At 59.9% G+C, this 15610-nt stretch carries 13 protein-coding genes; 2 read left to right on the top strand and 11 right to left on the bottom strand.

Going from position 1 to position 15610, the window contains the following annotated elements; genetic code table 11:
- Nucleotides 1-32: 32 nt before the first annotated feature.
- Together CAF65_RS14610 and CAF65_RS14605 are read right to left on the bottom strand one after the other, a co-directional pair.
- Entirely contained in the window at nucleotides 33-1823 is a 1791-nt protein-coding gene (locus tag CAF65_RS14610; RefSeq protein ID WP_085716904.1) for a bifunctional diguanylate cyclase/phosphodiesterase, read from the bottom strand.
- A gap of 144 nt (nucleotides 1824-1967) precedes the next feature.
- Nucleotides 1968-4049, bottom strand: a complete 2082-nt coding sequence (locus CAF65_RS14605) for a carboxy terminal-processing peptidase (RefSeq protein WP_178076695.1) — start codon at nucleotides 4047-4049, stop codon at nucleotides 1968-1970.
- A 138-nt stretch (nucleotides 4050-4187) separates the two neighbouring features.
- Between CAF65_RS14605 and CAF65_RS14600 the strand changes: the two genes are divergently transcribed.
- Entirely contained in the window at nucleotides 4188-5150 is a 963-nt protein-coding gene (locus CAF65_RS14600; RefSeq protein WP_085716902.1) for a zinc-binding dehydrogenase, read from the top strand.
- Nucleotides 5151-5202: 52 nt separating this feature from the next.
- Here CAF65_RS14600 and CAF65_RS14595 read toward each other — a convergent pair whose 3' ends face one another.
- The 6 genes from CAF65_RS14595 to CAF65_RS14570 all read right to left on the bottom strand — a co-directional run bounded on the left by CAF65_RS14595 (nucleotide 5203) and on the right by CAF65_RS14570 (nucleotide 10538).
- A complete protein-coding gene (locus CAF65_RS14595) occupies nucleotides 5203-5856 on the bottom strand; it encodes an HAD family phosphatase (RefSeq protein WP_085716901.1) in 654 nt (217 codons plus the stop codon).
- 34 nt (nucleotides 5857-5890) lie between these two features.
- Nucleotides 5891-6880: an ABC transporter ATP-binding protein gene (locus tag CAF65_RS14590; protein WP_085716900.1), complete on the bottom strand. Its 990-nt coding sequence runs from the start codon at nucleotides 6878-6880 to the stop codon at nucleotides 5891-5893.
- Nucleotides 6877-7677: an ABC transporter permease gene (locus tag CAF65_RS14585; protein WP_085716899.1), complete on the bottom strand. Its 801-nt coding sequence runs from the start codon at nucleotides 7675-7677 to the stop codon at nucleotides 6877-6879. The genes CAF65_RS14590 and CAF65_RS14585 overlap by 4 nt, the downstream gene beginning before the upstream one ends.
- The gene (locus CAF65_RS14580; RefSeq protein ID WP_178076694.1) at nucleotides 7664-8500 is read right to left on the bottom strand and encodes an ABC transporter permease subunit; all 837 of its coding nucleotides are present in this window, start codon (nucleotides 8498-8500) and stop codon (nucleotides 7664-7666) included. The genes CAF65_RS14585 and CAF65_RS14580 overlap by 14 nt, the downstream gene beginning before the upstream one ends.
- A gap of 5 nt (nucleotides 8501-8505) precedes the next feature.
- On the bottom strand, nucleotides 8506-9312 hold the full coding sequence (locus CAF65_RS14575) for an alkaline phosphatase family protein (protein WP_085716897.1): 807 nt from the start codon (nucleotides 9310-9312) through the stop codon (nucleotides 8506-8508).
- Between the two features lie 161 nt (nucleotides 9313-9473).
- Nucleotides 9474-10538: an ABC transporter substrate-binding protein gene (locus CAF65_RS14570; RefSeq protein ID WP_085716896.1), complete on the bottom strand. Its 1065-nt coding sequence runs from the start codon at nucleotides 10536-10538 to the stop codon at nucleotides 9474-9476.
- Between the two features lie 373 nt (nucleotides 10539-10911).
- On the opposite strand from CAF65_RS14570, the gene CAF65_RS14565 reads away from it, so the two are divergent.
- The gene (locus tag CAF65_RS14565) at nucleotides 10912-11625 is read left to right on the top strand and encodes a UTRA domain-containing protein (protein ID WP_085716895.1); all 714 of its coding nucleotides are present in this window, start codon (nucleotides 10912-10914) and stop codon (nucleotides 11623-11625) included.
- Nucleotides 11626-11664: 39 nt separating this feature from the next.
- On the opposite strand, the gene CAF65_RS14560 is transcribed toward CAF65_RS14565, so the two are convergent.
- From CAF65_RS14560 to CAF65_RS14555, 3 genes are all read right to left on the bottom strand, one after another.
- Complete coding sequence (locus tag CAF65_RS14560; protein ID WP_371919008.1) at nucleotides 11665-13773, bottom strand: mechanosensitive ion channel family protein; 2109 nt, start codon at nucleotides 13771-13773, stop codon at nucleotides 11665-11667.
- Between the two features lie 126 nt (nucleotides 13774-13899).
- Nucleotides 13900-14076 carry a hypothetical protein gene (locus tag CAF65_RS28470; protein ID WP_178076693.1) on the bottom strand — a complete coding sequence of 59 codons (177 nt, stop codon included), beginning with the start codon at nucleotides 14074-14076 and terminating at the stop codon, nucleotides 13900-13902.
- Nucleotides 14077-14269: 193 nt separating this feature from the next.
- Nucleotides 14270-15559: a M18 family aminopeptidase gene (locus CAF65_RS14555; RefSeq protein ID WP_085716893.1), complete on the bottom strand. Its 1290-nt coding sequence runs from the start codon at nucleotides 15557-15559 to the stop codon at nucleotides 14270-14272.
- Nucleotides 15560-15610: the final 51 nt, after the last annotated feature.

Here is a 15610-nt window from a genome sequence, read left to right as displayed (position 1 = left end):
TTGCGAGCAGGTTCGCGAAGGCGTCAGACCAATCACCGCTGCCCCACGAACAACTCCCCATACGCCATCCGCTGCGCCAGACTATCAATCACGTGCACGCTATACCCCTGCACATTCTTCGCATGGTGCTTTGCCTGCGAAGCCATCTCCGCCAACTGGCTCGCATCGAGTTGTGCACAGGCCTGTGGATGCAGATGCACCACCCCGATCGATAGCGATAACAGCGCAAACTCCTGCCGCACGCCCTGGCGATTCGGTGCGATGAAGCAGCCGGCTTCCAGGTGCTCGCTGCGGTAGAAGCGCCGACACTGGCTCTGGAAGTCTTCAAGCAACTGGTTCAAGCGTTTGCGCCAGTCTTCCGGGCCGAGCACCAGCAGGAAATCGTCACCGCCGATGTGGCCGACAAAGTCGCGGGACGGGTCGACGCGGTCGATCAGGCATTGCGCCAGGCACAGCAGGACTTCGTCACCGCGGCCATAGCCGTAGATGTCGTTGAAGGGTTTGAAGCTATCGATGTCCACGTAGCAGATCACCGATTCCCGTTGCTGTTGCAGCAGCCGCGTCAGGCATTGCTGGATCGGTACGTTGCCCGGTAGCAAGGTCAGCGGGTTGGCGTAGCGGGCCTGCTGGATCTTCAGTTCGGTAATCAGTTTGAGCACGTCAATTACGCGGCCCAGCCCGAGGTAGCCGCCATTGAGGGTGATGATGAAATCTTCTTCGATACGCTGGCGGGCACGGCTGGTGATCAGGCGGCTGACTTGTTGCAGTGACTGGCTCAACTCGACGGCGAGGAAGTCATCGCTCATCAGGCGGCTGATGGGCTTGCGCGCGAACAGGTCGGTGGCAAAGGGCTTGAGCAGGGCGTCGGAGAGCGAATGACGATGGACAATGCCGCAGGGCTGACCCTGTTCATCCAGGACCGCCAGCGAGTTCAGGTTGGCCTGGCGGCGAAAGGCTTCGAGCACTGTGGCGGTCGGGGTGTCCCGGTTCACTGCGGGCTGCTCGTTGAGCAGGGCGCTGAGGTCGCTTCCGTCTTCGCTCAGGACAACGGCGGTGCTGTCCTGTCGGGGCATCAATGCCCGGGTATCCCGCGGTGGGTTTTCCTGGGGGCGGCAGAGCAGGTAACCCTGCACCAGGTCCACGCCCATTTCGGTCAGCACCTTGAGCTCTTCGAGTAGCTCGATGCCTTCGGCGATGACTTGCGCCCGCGAGGCCTTGGCGATTTGCAGGATCGAGCCGACGAATTCGCGCTTGAGCGCATCCTGATGAATGCCATCAATGAAATGCCGGTCGATTTTCACGTAGTCCGGCCGTAATTCGGACCACAGCCGCAAACTCGAATAGCCCGCCCCCAGATCGTCCAGCGCAATCGAAAACCCCATCGCCCGATAGTGATGCAGGGCGGTTTGCAATAGCTGGAAATCATCCGTCGGCGTCTGTTCCGTGAGCTCTATGACTACCTGGCTCGGCGGAATGCCGAAGTCCTGCAGCAATTGCAGGGTACGCCCCGGTTGATGCGCCGCTTCGAGCAGGGATTCCGGAGAGACGTTAAGGAACAACAGGCCGGGCAGTTGTTGCTCATTGAAGCGTCGGCAAGCGCTTTCGCGGCAGGCAATTTCCAGCTCGCTCAGGCGTCCTGCCTGGCGGGCGACGGCGAACAGGGCGACAGGGGAGTGCAGAGGGCTGTTGGAGGGGCCGCGACTGAGGGCTTCGTAACCGAGAATGCGCCGCTCAGAGAGGCTGATGATCGGCTGGAACAGGCTGTGCAAACCGCTTTGAGTCAGGATTGAACTCAACGCACTCAGCTGTTCGGTCGTGGTCATGGCGATCTCTGGCGATAAAAAAGGACCGGGCGTGCCCTTGGTAAAAAGGGCACGCCCGGTCCTTTATTTCACGACAGAATGATGACTGTATGATGACGCTCCGGGGAGCGTCAGCATTAAATTGCCATCATTGTTTGTAAGAACTCAGTGCTTGGCCACTGCCGTGTTGAGTTTCAGGTAGTCCAGCAGAATTCGCCCGGTTTCGCTCAGGTAGGCATCGTCTTCCGGTTTGGTCTTGGCATCCTCGGCCGCAATGGCGTCCTCGTCTTCTTTCTTCAGCTCTTTGAGCGGTTCTTCGCCCTTGGCCTTGCGACGGATGTTTTCCATGGTCAGCTGTTTGGCTTCGATGTCGGCGTGCTGGGCGCGACGCTCGGCTTCATTGAGGCTGACGGTTTTTTCGGCCATCAGTTTCTGCGCCAGGGCCAGCTTGTCGCGGATGAACACGAACTCCGCATCTTTGGCCGTACGCCCGTCATGCTCGGACTTGAGCTGCGAAATGTATGGCTTGAACGGATCCACTGCAGGCTTGATTGCAGCTTTGATTGTGTCCCACGGCATGGCTTCCGGCAGGGCGCTTTCACCGATTTCCTTGGTGTCGATGATCGACGGGTAATCGATGTCCGGCAAGACGCCCTGATGCTGGGTGCTCTGCCCGGAAACCCGGTAGAACTTGGCCAGGGTCAGTTTCAGCTCGCCATGGTTGAGCGGCTGAATGGTCTGCACGGTGCCTTTGCCAAAGGTCTGGCCGCCGATGATCAGTGCGCGGTGGTAGTCCTGCATGGCACCGGCAAAGATCTCCGAAGCCGAGGCGGACAGGCGGTTGACCAGCAGCGCCATCGGGCCTTTGTAGAACGCACCCGGGTTTTCATCTTCCAGGACATCGACCCGGCCATCGGCGTTGCGCACGAGCACGGTCGGGCCTTTGTCGATGAACAGGCTGGTCAGCTCGGTGGCCTCTTGCAAGGAACCGCCACCGTTGTTGCGCAGGTCGATGACCACGCCGTCGACTTTCTCTTTCTGCAACTCGGTCAGCAGTTTCTTGACGTCGCGGGTGGTGCTCTTGTAATCCGGGTCGCCGGCACGGAAGGCCTTGAAGTCCAGATAGAATGCCGGGATTTCGATGATGCCGAGCTTGTAGTCCTTGCCGTCCTGTTTCAGGTTCAGTACCGATTTCTTCACGGCCTGGTCTTCGAGCTTCACCGCTTCACGGGTGATCGGCACGATCTTGCTGGTCTGGTCGTTCGGCGCATTGCTGGCCGGGATGACTTCCAGGCGCACCACGGTGCCCTTCGGACCGCGAATCAGCTTGACCACTTCATCCAGGCGCCAGCCCACCACGTCGACCATTTCCTTGTTGCCCTGGGCCACGCCGATGATCTTGTCGGCCGGTGCAACCTGCTTGGTCTTGTCCGCCGGACCTGCCGGCACCAGGCGCACGACTTTCACCTGGTCGTTATCGCTCTGCAACACTGCGCCGATGCCCTCCAGGGACAGGCTCATGTTGATGTCGAAGTTCTCCGCGTTATCTGGCGACAGATAGTTGGTGTGCGGGTCGTAGGACATGGCGAAAGTGTTGATGTACGCCTGGAAGATATCTTCCGATCGGGTCTGGTCCAGGCGTGCCAACTGGTTCTTGTAACGCTTGGTCAGGGTTTCCTGGATCTGCTTGGGCTCTTTGCCGGCGATCTTCATTCGCAGTACTTCATCCTTGACGCGTTTGCGCCACAGGTCGTCGAGTTCTGCGGTGGACTTGAGCCAAGGGGCGTCCTTGCGGTCGATCAGCAAGGTTTCCCTGGTGGTGAAGTCAATCTTGTCGACGCCTTTGCCCAGCTCGGCAAGGGCGAAGTCCAGACGCGCCTTTACGCGGTCCAGGTAGCGCTTGTAGATGGTGAACCCGGCGTTCAGGTCGCCGCTCTTGAGGAAGTCGTCGAACTGGGTCTTCCACTTGTCGAATTCGGCAATGTCGCTGGCCATGAAGTAGCTGCGCGACGGATCCAGCAGCTTGAGGTAGCTGTCGTAGATGATCACCGAGCGTGCGTCATCGAGTGGCGGCTTGCTGTAGTGGTGGCGTTTGAGCAACTCCACGACGTTCAGACTGGCGATCACTTCGTCACGATCGGGTTGAAGCTTGTCCCAGCTATTGGCTGCGAATGTATTGCTCGACATCGGCAGCAAGCCGATACCGATGAATAAGGCGAGGGCAGTGCTGGGGAACAGATGCTTCATGCTGATTCGACGCGGGGACAATTGATAACGCATATTAGGCCGTCTTTGAAGTCGCCGGTTCTTTGGGAACCGGTCGCATAATGCAAAAAGCCCGGCGCTACAGCTTCGGGCTCAGTCCAGACTCACTATGGAGGCACTGTGAAAGCATTGCAAGGCGTTGACGGTCAAGTGGTATGGGTTGATGAGCCCAGTCCTGCGTGCGATGTAGGACAAGTTCGTATTCGAGTGGCGGCATCGGGCCTCAATCGCGCCGATTTGTTGCAGAAGGCCGGCCTTTATCCGCCACCGCCAGGGGCCAGCCAGGTGCTTGGTCTAGAGTGCTCCGGTGTGATCAGCGAGGTCGGCGCCGGGTCTTCCTGGCAGGTTGGCGATCGGGTTTGCGCCTTGCTGGCCGGGGGCGGGATGGCCGAAGAGGTGGTTGTCGACGGGCGGCATGTATTGCCGGTTCCCGACGGAATGTCACTGGTCGAAGCGGCGGCATTGCCCGAAGTTTATGCAACGGTCTGGCTGAATCTGTTTCAACTGGCGGCGCTCAAGCCGGGTCAGAAAGTTCTTCTGCACGCCGGTGCAAGTGGAATTGGTTCAGCGGCCATTCAGCTGTGCAAGGCCTTCGGTAACCCGTGTTGGGTCAGCGTCGGCTCCGCCGAGCGACTGGCATACTGCGAAGCGCTGGGCGCCCAGGGCGGCGTGGTGCGTAACGATGATCTGGAGAGCCTGCGGGACCTCGGGCCGTTCGACGTGATACTCGACCCGGTGGGTGGCAATTATGCGGCGTTGAACCTCAAGCTGCTCGCGCAGGATGGCCGTTGGGTGCTGATCGGTCTGATGGGCGGGCGCGAGGCCAAACTGGACCTGGCCCAGGTGCTGGCCAAGCGAGTGCAGTTGCTGGGTTCGACGTTGCGCAGCCGTGATGATCAATTCAAGGCCGATCTGTTCAGCGACCTGAGCCAGCATGTGTGGCCGTTGTTTGCCGAGGGGCGCTTGAGCCCGCAACTGGCCAGGGTCTTCCCGATCAAGGATGCCGAGGCGGCGTTTGCCGAGTTGGCGAGTAATACCGTGGCGGGGAAGGTGGTGCTGGTGATTGATGAAAGCTTGAGCTGACAACACAAAATACTGTGGGAGCGAGCTTGCTCGCTCCCACAGGGGATCCGGGTTATTTCCAGAGATGGATCGGCCAGCCAGCCTTTTCGGCCTGCTCGCGCAGCACCGGATCCGGGTTGACCACGTGGGGGAAGTCCACCTTCAGCAACAGCGGCAGGTCGTTGCGTGAGTCGGAATAGAAACTCGCGCCTTCGAGGTTCTCCTCTTCTGCATCCAGCCATTCCAGCAAGCGGGTGATCTTGCCTTCGCGGTAGGTCAGGGTGCCGACGGTGTTGCCGGTATAAGCACCGTGTACCACTTCCAGCTCAATGCCGAGAATCTCGTCGATACCCAGGCGCTCGGCAATCGGCTTGACCAGATGTACCCCCGAGGCCGAGATCACCAGGATTCGGTCGCCGGCCTTGCGATGGGCGGCGATGGCTTTGGTGGCGTCGCTGAAGATGATCGGTTCGATGACGTCTTCCACCCAGGGGCCGACCAGATGCTCGACTTCTTCGGGTGTGCGGCCGATCAAGGGTTCCAGGCTGAAGGCCATATAGTCCTCCATCGCCAGGTGGCCTCGGCCGTAGGCATCCATCAACTCCTTGTCACGACGCAGGAAGGATTCGCTGTCGACCCAGCCGAGGCGGACCATTTGCTCGCTCCACAGTGAGGCGCAGTCGCCGTGGATCAGGGTTTCGTCCAGATCAAAAATTGCCAGGGCCATCAGTGCAGTTCTCTCTTCAGGATAAGCATAGGCATCAGGCTACCTCACACAGGGCCGTCGGATCGATGGAAAGCGCCAGGCGCTGACCATCGGGGTGCAGATCGGAGGCCGAACGGTTGAGCACATCCACCACCAACTCCACGCCCCGGGCTTCGATCCGGTAGCGAATCACGTTGCCCAGCAGGCTGTGGCTGCGCACCAGCGCTTCGAGTTCACCGTTCAGGCTCAACTCGATGGCTTCCGGGCGAATGGCGATGCGTTTGTTGATTGGCCGCTGCAGCAGCTTCGAGGCGCTGTCGGCGTCCAGCAGATTGTAGTTGCCGATAAAACCGGCGGCGAACACATCCGCCGGTGCGGTATAGAGGGTTTCGGCGTCGCCGCTTTGTACGATTTTTCCCTGATTCATCAGGAAAATCCGGTCAGACATGGTCAGGGCTTCTTCCTGATCGTGTGTGACGAAAATCGTGGTCAGGCCCAGTTCGCGCTGGATCTGACGGATCTGTTCGCGCAGGTGCTTGCGGATACGCGCATCGAGGGCCGACAGCGGTTCGTCCAGCAACAATAGCCGTGGTCGGGTCACCAGCGAACGGGCGAGGGCGACACGTTGGCATTGGCCGCCGGACAGCTGATGCGGATAGCGGGCGGCAAAATCATGCAGCTCCACCAGTTTCAGCACTTCGGCGACGCGTTTCTGGCTATCGTCGGCGTTGACCTTCTGCATGCGCAAACCGAAGGCGACGTTCTGCTCGACGGTCATGTTGGGGAACAGCGCATAACTCTGGAACACCATGCCAATCCCGCGTTTCTGCGGGCTCAATGGCACGATATCGACACCATCGAGCAGGATCTTGCCACCATCCACCGAGGTCAGGCCGGCGATGCAGCGCAGTAGCGTGGATTTGCCGCATCCGGACGGGCCGAGCAAGGTGACGAACTCACCCTTTTGAATTTCGCAATTGATGTCGCTGAACACCGTGGTGCCCGCGTAATTCTTTTGCAGATGTTGGACGCTGACATAGCTCATTCGCTTTTGTCCTTGTTCAAGATATTGGCCGCCCAGGTCAGAACCAGCACGAAAAAGAAGTAGGAAATCACCAGCGCACTGGTGAAGTGGCCGCTGCTGTTGCGCATGTTGTTGAGGTAGACCTGCAGGGTTTCGTAGCGGGTGCCGACGAGGATATTGGCGAAGACGAACTCACCGAACAGGAACGAGAACGACAGCAGCAACGCCACCATCAGGCCTTTGCGCAGGTTCGGCAGCACCACCAGGATCGCCGCCTGAAAAGTGCTGGCGCCGAGCAGCTGGGCGGCGTCCATCAGGTCGTGCAGGTTGATCGCTTGCAGGTTGTTGGTGATCGCCCGGTACATGAACGGCAGTGCCACGGTGAAGTAGCAGCCGATCAGGATCCACGGCGTGCCAACCATGGCGAACGGCCCGGAACCGTAGAGCTGCAACAGCCCCACCGACGACACCACCGGCGGCACGGCGAAAGGCAGCAGGATCAGGATGTTCATCAGCGCATCGAGTTTCGGGAAGTGGTAATGCACCACGAACAGCAGCGGCAGAATCAGCACCACCGAAAGAATCAATGAACCAACGCAAACCAGCAGCGATTGCCCGAACGCTTGCAGGAAACGCGGATCGCTCCACAGATGCACATACCATTTGATGCTGAAACCGCTGGGCAGGATGGTGGCCGACCAACTGCTGGAAATCGAATAGATAAAGGTGCCGAGCAGCGGCAACAACAGAATGGCGAACAGCAGATAGACCACTACCCGGTGGTAGATGCCGATGGGCCCCAATTCAGCGCGAGACATGGTAGCTCCTCTTCAACAGCAGCTGATGCACGATGGTCACCAGGGTCATCAATGCCACCAGCACCACGGCCAGGGCGCTGGCCAGGTTCGGGTCCAGGGAAATATCGCCCGAGACCATCGCCGCGATGCGGATTGGCATCACGTTGAAGTTGCCGGTGGTCAGGGCGTACACCGTGGCGTAGGCGCCGAGGGCATTGGCCAGCAGGATCACGAAGGTGCCAAGCAGTGCCGGGGTCAGCACCGGCAGGCCGATGTGGCGCCAGAACTGCCAGCCATTCGCGCCGAGCAGCGCGGCGGACTCGCGCCAGTCTTCGCGCAAGGCGTCGAAGGCCGGGTAGAGCAGCAGCACGCCAAGGGGAATCTGGAAGTAGGTGTAGAGAATGATCACCCCGGTTTTCGAATACAGGTTGAAGTCCTGAATGATGCCGGCCTGTTTGAGCATGATGGTGAAGGTGCCGTTGAAACCCAGCAGGATGATGAACGCAAAAGCCAGGGGTACGCCGGCGAAGTTGCTGGTCATGTTGGCGAAGGCGTTGACGAAATTACGCAGTTTCGAGTCGACCCGACGCAAGGAATAGGCCCCGAGCACGGCAATGATGATCCCGAACACGCTGGACCAGAAACTGATCTCGAGGCTGTACTGGATCGCCTGCATATAGAACTTCGAATTGAATATCCTGGTGAAGTTGGCCAGGCCCCAACCGAACTCTTCCGATTCCAGGCTGTTAATCATCACCCATAACAGCGGGGCGATTTCGAACACAATAAAGAACAGGGCGAAGGGCACCAGGCACAAGGCAGCCAGCCATTTTCCGCGTGTCATGGAGGTCACTTGAGCAGCTCCCGGCACACGGGTTTGTCGTGGGGCACGCCCAGCAGCTCACAGACGGTGCCGCAGATTTCAGTCTGTTTTGGCGCGGCTTTGGCGTTGAAGCTGAAGGCATCGCCGAGCACGAACAGCGGTACTTCACGTTCTTCGGGCAGCAGGCCGTTATGGGAGTGGTCGTTGTTCATGCCGTGGTCGGCGGTGACCAGCACCTGATAACCAGCATCGAGCCAGCCTTGCAGGTAGTCGGCCAGGATGATGTCGGCCGAGCGGGCGCTGTTGCGGTACTGCGGGGTGTCGAGGCCGTGCTTGTGCCCGGCGTCGTCGATGTTCATCGGGTGGATCAACAGAAAGTTCGGTGCATGGCGCAGGCGCAGGCTTTCGGCATCGGCGAACAGGTGCGAGTCGGGGTAGTGGTCGTTCCAGTAGAAATGCCCGTGTTGGATCGGCAGTTCCGGGTCATCGGTGTGTCGATCCCGGGCCGCGACGAAGGGCGAACGGTTGTACAGCTCACTGACCCAGTGATAAGCCGCTGCGGCAGTCACAAGGCCGGCGTCGGTGGCGTAGTGATAGATGCTGCGTTGGTTGGACAGGCGCGAGACGTTGTTGTGGACGATGCCGCTGTCGATGGGCGGTACGCCGGTCAGGATGCATTCGTACAGCGGGCGGGACAGGGCCGGCAACTCGCACTCCAGTTTGTAGAGCGCTGCGCGTCCGGCACCGACGTAAGCCTGCAGGTGCCCCATGGCGTGGCGGGCGACCTCATGGTTGAGGCCGTCGAGCACGACAAGGATGACGTTGTGTTTCATAGGGGCAAAAACTCCGTGAAACAGGAATTTGGAAATTTCGGGGCCAACTCAATCCCTTTGTGGGAGCGAGCCTGCTCGCGAACGCTGTTTCACATTCAACATGTCATTTGAATGTTTCGCCGCCTTCGCGAGCAAGCTCGCTCCCACAGGGATCTAAAGCATTACTTCATTTCAACGATGACTTCTTCATTCCACTTCTGAGGCAGGGCCTTGGAAGTCTTTTCCCACGCATCCGCGTCCTTGATCGGCGTGACCTTTTTGTACTGCTCATTAGGCAGCAGCTTGGCCTGCACTTCGGCTGGCAGGGTCAGGTGCTCGGCACGGATCGGACGGGCGTTGCCCTTGGCCAGGTTGATCTGGCCGGCGTCGCTGAAGATGTACTCGCGGGTCAGCTTGGCGGCGTTCGGGTTCTTCGCGTACTTGTTGATGATGGTGGTGTAGCCGGAAATCACCGAACCGTCGGACGGGATCAGCACCACGTAGTCATCCGGGTTGGCCATCTTGGCCTTGTAGCTCAAGCCGTTGAAGTCCCAGACCACGCCGACTTCGATCTCGCCCTTTTCCATGGTGGCGATGGTCGGGTTGGCCATCGACAGGCGACCTTGCTTGGCGATGTCGGCGAACAGCTCCAATGCAGGCTTCAGGTTCTTCTCGTCGCCACCGTTGGCCAGTGCCGCGGCCAGTACGCCGTTGGCGGCCTGGGCTGCGGTGCTCACGTCACCGATGGACACCTTGTATTTGCCGCCCTTGAGGTCAGCCCACTTGGTTGGGGCCTCGGAGCCGTGCAGCAACTTCTTGTTGACGATGAAAGCGATGGTGCCGGTGTAGGCCAGGGCCCAGTGGCCGTCCTTGTCTTTAGCCCAGGTCGGCACCTGGTCCCAGGTGGATGGCTTGTAGGGCTGGGTAACGTTCTGTTTGACCGCAATCGGGCCGAACGCTGCACCGACGTCGCCGATGTCGGCGCTGGCGTTGTCTTTTTCAGCGGCGAACTTGGCGATCTCCTGGGCAGAGCTCATGTCGGTATCGATGTGCTTCAGGCCGTACGTCTTGGCCAGGTCTTCCCAGGTGCCTTTCCAGTTGGCCCAGTCATCGGGCATGCCGACGCTGTTGACGGCGCCTTCCGCTTTCGCAGCGGCTTCCAGGGTTTTCAAATCATCAGCCGCCATGGCGGCGGTGCACATTGCAATGGTCGAGCCTAACAGTGATGCCAGGAAAAACTGTTTCATTCCGAAGCTCCTTGGGTCGTGTTCAACGCTGCGATTGCGGTTTGTGTTGGTCTAGGTCAGCAATACCTGAGCCAATTTAAGGGGGCTGGATGACACTTTGATGTCGTTCGTCGCCCTGGATGACTATTTATTCGACGGTATCGCCAGTGGCCTGCTAAGCGTAGACCATGGTCAAGACCCCGGCTGGCAGGGGACTTGGCCGATGAATTGCAGCTTGTCGACAGAAGAGGAAGCCAGCGAATGGCGACCGTTGGGCAGCTTTGTCACATCTCGGTCATCTGCACTGCCTACGCTTGCAGACTATTGAATGAGCCGGTTTGCGCTGCGGTTTTGCCCAGAATTGGTGCTGGTCTAGTCCAGATAGGAAACGTTGATGCGTGACGAGGCAACAAAAGCGGTAACAGCCATCGGCCAGGTGCTTCAGGAGCAGATCGACCACGGTCTGTTGGCCCCCGGCAGCAAGTTGCCGGCAGAGCGAAAGCTCAGTGAATTGTTCGGCACCACGCGGATCACTTTGCGTGAGGCGTTGTTGCAGTTGGAGTCACAAGGGCAGATCTACCGCGAGGAGCGCCGCGGCTGGTTCGTCTCGCCGCCACGCCTGGCGTACAACCTGATGCAGCGTAGCCACTTTCACGCGATGGTCAGCGCCCAGGGGCGGGTGCCGTCCACCGAGGTGATTTCGGCGCGATTGCAACCGGCATCGGCGGCGGTCTGTGCCTGGCTGCAATTGCCGGCGTTGTCGAGCGTGATCCAGATCTGCCGCTCACGACGGATCGACGGGCGACTGGTGCTGTATGTGGAGCACTATCTGAACCCGCAGTACTTTCCCGGGATCCTCGATTTCGATTTGAATCAGTCAATCACCGAGTTGTATGCGCGGCATTACGATTTGCATTACGGGCGGGTGCGTTTCGAGATTGTGCCCACGGCGTTGTCGGTGGACGCGGCAGCGGCGTTGAAGGTGTCAGCGGGCAGCCCGGGCTTGCAGATTGCCCGGGTCAACTATGACCAGCATGAACGCTTGATCGACTGCGACCTGGAATTCTGGCGGCATGATGCGATTCATGTCGGGGTGGATGTGGTTTGAAGGCCGCTTCAAACCACAGGTTTCAAGCGGCTGGCAGCATTATTCATCCTGCGGGCCCCCACCCGCGGTAATCACCTGGATACTCATCCGCGGTGTCGCCAGGTCCAGCCCGGCTTCATCCATGTGCCGCTTGAGCGACAGGTTGAACGCTCGCGATACTTCCCACTGCTTGATTGGCGCGGTCTTGAAACGGGCGCGAAGGATCGCGTTGCCCGACTCGAAACTTTCCACCCCCTGAAACTCCAGTGGCGACCAGATATTTCGCCGTTGCAGCGGGTCGGTGCGCATTTTCTGGCCGACTTCGCGCATCAGTTTTATTGCGTTGTCGATGTCCATGCTGGCCGGCACCGCGACCCGGAAGATCGCGTAGCCGAACTCCCGGGAGTAGTTCTTGATGCTTTTGATTTCGCTGAACGGAATCGTGTGGACGATGCCATCGATGTCCCGCAGGCGCACGGTACGGATGGTCAGGCCTTCGACCGTGCCGAGGTGGCCGCCGACATCCACGTAGTCGTCGATGGCCAGGGAGTCTTCGATGATGATGAACAGCCCGGTAATCAGGTCGGCTACCAGCGATTGCGCACCAAAACCGATGGCCAGGCCGATCACGCCGGCACCGGCCAGCAGTGGCGTGACGTTCATGCCCATGTTCGCCAGGGCAACGATCAGCGCGATGATGAAAATGGCCACGAACAGCACGTTGCGGATCAGCGGCATCATCGTCTGTGCGCGGGCATTGGCCAGGCCTTTGCGCGAGCGAGTAAGCGCGTGATGCACGGCGGTGTCGCTGAGAATCCAGATCAGCCAGGCGAACAGCAGCGTGCCGGCGAGGCTGAACAGTTTGACGCTGACTTCGTGGCCGTCGCCTTCAGTAAAGCGGATCAACGACATGCCCCAGACCCGCAGGCCGAGTTCGATGAAGGCCAGCCACACCAACAGGTGGACGATGGTGTAGAAGAAGTTTTTCAGCCGTTCCGAATACACCGCGTAGCGCCGGATGCCGCGTTGCGGTTTGAGGGCGTGGCGGCGTACCAGGCCGTTGATGACCATGCACAACACCAGCAAAACGGTGCAGATCAGCGACTGGCGCAGGGCGGTGCTGGTGTCGCCGGCGGAAATGAACGTCGCGAACAGGGAGATGGCCACCAGCACCAGCGCCGGCACGTACCAGAAGGTTCCGAGAATCGACAGGGTGTCGTTGAGGGCACGTCGGGTCAGGCGTCGGGACAGCGGCTGGTTGCGGATCAGGTGGGCGATCGGCCGGCGGAAGCGCAGGATGAACCGCCCCGTGGAGAGCGCTGCCAGGACATTGGCGACAGTCGCGGCGGTATGGGCCAGATGGCTGCCGAGGCTGTCGACCAGTTGCGGATCGCTCAGTGCTTCACCAAACGCGGCAAAGCTGCCGATCAGCCACAGTGGTCGAAACGCCTGGTGCCGCAGGATGTACAAGGCGCGGTGGCGGTGCGGGCCGTCGAGCAGGGAAAAGGCAATCACGCAGATGGCCGAGAAGCAGGTCCCGACCACCAGTGCATAGGCCAGTACCATGGCCAGGCTTTTGCCCAGGGACGAGGGCAGGGCATAGCTCATGTAGACCGTGATCACCAGGGCGATCAGCCATGGCCCGAGCTTGCGCAAGGCAAAGCGCAACATGTCGAGGGCCCGGGGGTGTTGCGGCAGTTCTTCAGGCAGGCCGAAGCGCATTCGCACGCGGTGACTGATCCAGATCAGGGCGGCGGCCAGCAGGCTCCAGACCACCAGGATCATGGCGAAGGCGAACAGCATGGGCAGCCATTCGTTGGCCGGTAACGCCAGCGCCACCAGTTCTTCCCTGGCCTGATCGAACTCACTGGACCAGCGCGTGAGCGGACTGTCGTCGCCGGTGAACTTCTTCTCGATATTGGTCAGGGTTCCGCCGATCAGGCCCAGCACGCCTTCTTCGGTAATCGGCTGGGCCTTTTTGGTGGTGTCACGGAGCTTTTTCAGGTCTGTCAGCAGCTTGGTACGTTGCTGATCGTTCTCCAGTGACTTGATTACCTCGTCCAGGGATTGCCCCAACGGCTCCTGTGCTTCGGGCTGGGTCTTGGCCTGGCTGTTGAGCAGGCCAGGCAAGCCGGCCGCCTGGACGGGCGCCACTGACAGTAGCGTCATCAGGCAGACAAGGAAAATACACGGGAGGGCAAAAAGACGAGCGAACACTAGGCGGTCAACCTCGCAAGGGGCGGATCGACCGAGTGTACGAGCCCGTCAAAATCAATGCGAGCCAAGGGCGATGAATTATTCGTTGAGTTTGGCGAGGATCTTGATCACCACGGTCGCGAGGATGGTCAGCATGCCGATCCACATGACAAACACGCCGGCATTTTTATCGCGAAAGTTGAAGCCGACGGCCAGCAGGAGCATCCCGGCAAGAATCGGGATCAGCATGGCGTGAAAGGTAGACATCGAAATCATGGTGACAGCCTTGTCGAAGGGATACTGGAAGTCTAGGCGGCTTTTGTCTGACGGGGGGTGAGGTGTATCAAAAATGGATCAGGTTGATCTTTGCATGTGCTGGGTGGGCTGCCGCCTTCGCGAGCAGGCTCGCTCCCACATTGGAGTGCATTTCACCTGTGGGAGCGAGCTTGCTCGCGAAGCCTTTCAGCGGTTACGGCAATTCGCGGCAGGCGTAGAACGCGCTCAGCACCTTGACCAGGTGAGCCAGGTCATGGCTGCCGCACAGTTCGCGGATCGAGTGCATGGCGAACGTCGGCAGGCCGATGTCCACGGTGCGCACACCCAGGTGGCTGGCCGTGATCGGGCCGATGGTCGAACCGCAGCCCATGTCGCTGCGCACCACGAAGCTTTGCACCGGCACTTCTTCAGCCATGCACAGGTGACGGAAGAACCCGGCGGTTTCGCTGTTGGTGGCGTAGCGCTGGTTGCTGTTGACCTTGATCACCGGGCCGGCGTTGAGTTTCGGACCGTGGTTGGCATCGTGTTTGTCGGCGTAGTTCGGGTGCACGCCGTGGGCGTTGTCGGCCGAAACCAACAGGGATTTCTGAATGGTGCGTACGAACTCGTCACCTTCGGGCAGCAGGCGACGCAAGGTTTGCTCAAGCATCGGGCCGTCGGCGCCGCAGGCCGAGCAGGAACCCACCTCTTCGTGGTCGTTGCACACCAGCACGCAGGTTTCGTCGGTGTCGGCGGTCAGCAGCGCTTGCAGGCCGGCGTAGCACGACAGCAGGTTGTCCAGGCGCGCGCCAGCGATGAAGTCGCCATGCAGGCCAATGACCGCAGCGCTTTGGGCGTCGTAGAAACTCAGCTCGTAATCGAGCACAACGTCCGCGTTCAGGCCGTGTTCACGGGCGAGTTGATCGGTGAGCACCGCGCGGAAGTCCACGCGCTCGTCACCGGCAAATTGCGCAAGGATCGGCGGCAGTTCGGTCTGGGCATTGATTGCCCAGCCCATGTTGGCTTCGCGATTGAGGTGGATTGCCAGGTTCGGGATGATCGCGACCGGCGCCTTGAAGTCGATCAACTGGCTCTCGACCTTGCCATCACGACGGAAGGTTACGCGGCCCGCCAGAGACAGGTCACGGTCGAACCACGGCGCCAGCAGCGCACCGCCATACACTTCGACGCCCAATTGCCAGAAGCCCTGGCGTTGCAGTTCCGGTTGCGGCTTGACTCGCAGGCACGGGCTGTCGGTATGGGCACCGACCAGGCGAATGCCACCGTGCAGAGGCGAGTGACGGCCCATTTTGATCGCGACAATCGAAGAGTCGTTGCGAGTGACGTAGTAGCGACCGTTGGCTTCGGTATTCCACGGCTCGCGCTCGTCGAGGCGTTGATAGCCCGCCGCTTCCAGGCGCTTTACAAGGCTGGCGGTGGCGTGGAACGGGGTAGGGGAGGCCTTGAGGAAGTCGATCAGGCCTTGGTTCAACTCTTCGCGCATAAAGTAGCTCCAGACAGCAATGGCGCCAGTTTAACGTATTGGTCAGGGAAT

Origin of the sequence: Pseudomonas sp. B28(2017) (assembly GCF_002113025.1) — a bacterium.
In the GTDB taxonomy this organism is placed as follows: domain Bacteria; phylum Pseudomonadota; class Gammaproteobacteria; order Pseudomonadales; family Pseudomonadaceae; genus Aquipseudomonas.
The sequence above is the reverse complement of the archived record's forward strand: the minus strand, read 5'-3'. Positions and strand labels throughout refer to the sequence as shown.

Bases quoted from the DNA above. Each gene is read 5' to 3' on its own strand.
- CAF65_RS14590 (WP_085716900.1), bottom strand. From the start codon at position 6,880: ATGAGCTATGTCAGCGTCCAACATCTGCAAAAGAATTACGCGGGCACC.
- CAF65_RS14555 (WP_085716893.1), bottom strand. From the start codon at position 15,559: ATGCGCGAAGAGTTGAACCAAGGCCTGATCGACTTCCTCAAGGCCTCC.
- CAF65_RS14610 (WP_085716904.1), bottom strand. From the start codon at position 1,823: ATGACCACGACCGAACAGCTGAGTGCGTTGAGTTCAATCCTGACTCAA.
- CAF65_RS14570 (WP_085716896.1), bottom strand. From the start codon at position 10,538: ATGAAACAGTTTTTCCTGGCATCACTGTTAGGCTCGACCATTGCAATG.
- CAF65_RS14585 (WP_085716899.1), bottom strand. From the start codon at position 7,677: ATGTCTCGCGCTGAATTGGGGCCCATCGGCATCTACCACCGGGTAGTG.
- CAF65_RS14560 (WP_371919008.1), bottom strand. From the start codon at position 13,773: ATGACGCTACTGTCAGTGGCGCCCGTCCAGGCGGCCGGCTTGCCTGGC.
- CAF65_RS14580 (WP_178076694.1), bottom strand. From the start codon at position 8,500: ATGACACGCGGAAAATGGCTGGCTGCCTTGTGCCTGGTGCCCTTCGCC.
- CAF65_RS14605 (WP_178076695.1), bottom strand. From the start codon at position 4,049: ATGAAGCATCTGTTCCCCAGCACTGCCCTCGCCTTATTCATCGGTATC.
- CAF65_RS14575 (WP_085716897.1), bottom strand. From the start codon at position 9,312: ATGAAACACAACGTCATCCTTGTCGTGCTCGACGGCCTCAACCATGAG.
- CAF65_RS14595 (WP_085716901.1), bottom strand. From the start codon at position 5,856: ATGGCCCTGGCAATTTTTGATCTGGACGAAACCCTGATCCACGGCGAC.
- CAF65_RS14565 (WP_085716895.1), top strand. From the start codon at position 10,912: ATGCGTGACGAGGCAACAAAAGCGGTAACAGCCATCGGCCAGGTGCTT.
- CAF65_RS28470 (WP_178076693.1), bottom strand. From the start codon at position 14,076: ATGATTTCGATGTCTACCTTTCACGCCATGCTGATCCCGATTCTTGCC.